The sequence below is a fragment of the Helicobacter sp. MIT 14-3879 genome, assembly GCF_003364125.1.
This window is the reverse complement of sequence record NZ_NXLP01000160.1, coordinates 1-1,086: the sequence shown is the minus strand read 5'-3', so window position 1 is coordinate 1,086 and position 1,086 is coordinate 1. Positions and strand designations below refer to the sequence as shown.

General features: G+C 41.1%; 2 protein-coding genes. Both read left to right on the top strand.

The features are described from left to right. Positions 1-249 (top strand): hypothetical protein (locus CQA44_RS13055; RefSeq protein ID WP_220272167.1); only part of this gene is annotated, 249 nt, incomplete at its 5' end. Then, positions 246-1,086, top strand: an 841-nt coding sequence (locus CQA44_RS12130) for a hypothetical protein (protein WP_147289810.1), incomplete at its 3' end; no start/stop codon positions are given. The genes CQA44_RS13055 and CQA44_RS12130, both read left to right, overlap by 4 nt.

Sequence of the window (1,086 nt, the reverse complement as noted above, 5' to 3'; positions counted from 1 at the left end):
ATCATTGCCTTGCGCTGTGGCATAGTGGAATTTCTCACTCAAGCCAATGTGCCTATGGATATTTTATACACTCAAGCGGTTGGCAATTCTAAGCTACAACATACACAACGCGTGATGTCGGTATTTGCTCTCAAGGCTCTGCCCTGTTTAGAATCTGCAGACATTAGAGAATACGATGCGCGCCAATATGCTAGGGAAGAGCTATGTGATTATCAACAAGATAGAGGACATGATAAGGAGAAAGAATGAAGCTTTATGAATATGTCAGAATCATAGAGGCAAAAAGACAGGAGAGGAAACTCAAAGTTTTAGGAGTCGTGGTGTATGCTAAAATATCCGATGATAGCGATCCTTTAGCCAAAAAATCTATTAGATTTATGGGGAGTGAGAGGCTGATAAGACGCGTGCGCGTGGCAGATTCTCATAGAGATGCTACAGAGATTTTCATCGGGAATCTTAGATTGTATGCCCTCATACGAACTCTCAAAGACAGGCTATATGGGGATTATCAACAACAAAAAGAAATCAAGGTTTTAGGTCATTCTCTCTGCAGATTGATAGAGACTCGCTACTACAATGCAATATATTGGGGCGACACACTCCTTAGGCTTGTCCGAACCGAAAAAATACTTGCAGATTCTCTCAAACACTACAATCGCTCCTATGATGTCGCCTATGTGCTATTTAATCAAATCGGTGAAACCTATGTGTTTTTAGCCTATATGTTTGATACTCATTATAAAAGATATGGACAAAATCCCCTGTTTATCACTACCAAAGATTCTCAAATCCCCCTGCTTAAAGCCTTGTGTCCTGAAATCCCCTCTATCCATATCCAAGCACTTGCTTATAAAGATTTCAGACATAGCCACTTTTCACTCAATGGCTTAAAAGTCTTTGGTATTATCAAGATAGGGAAGTTTTCAGAGGTATGGAAAAGTGTGCCTGCGGGGAAGGCGCATTATTTTAGCTTTATGCTGAATCTATTGGGTATCGCGCCTCACACACTTTCTATGCGCAAGATTCAAATCCCCCAAGCAAAACAAGAGAGCATGTTGCAAAAAGTGCGCGCGATAGGGCTTAATC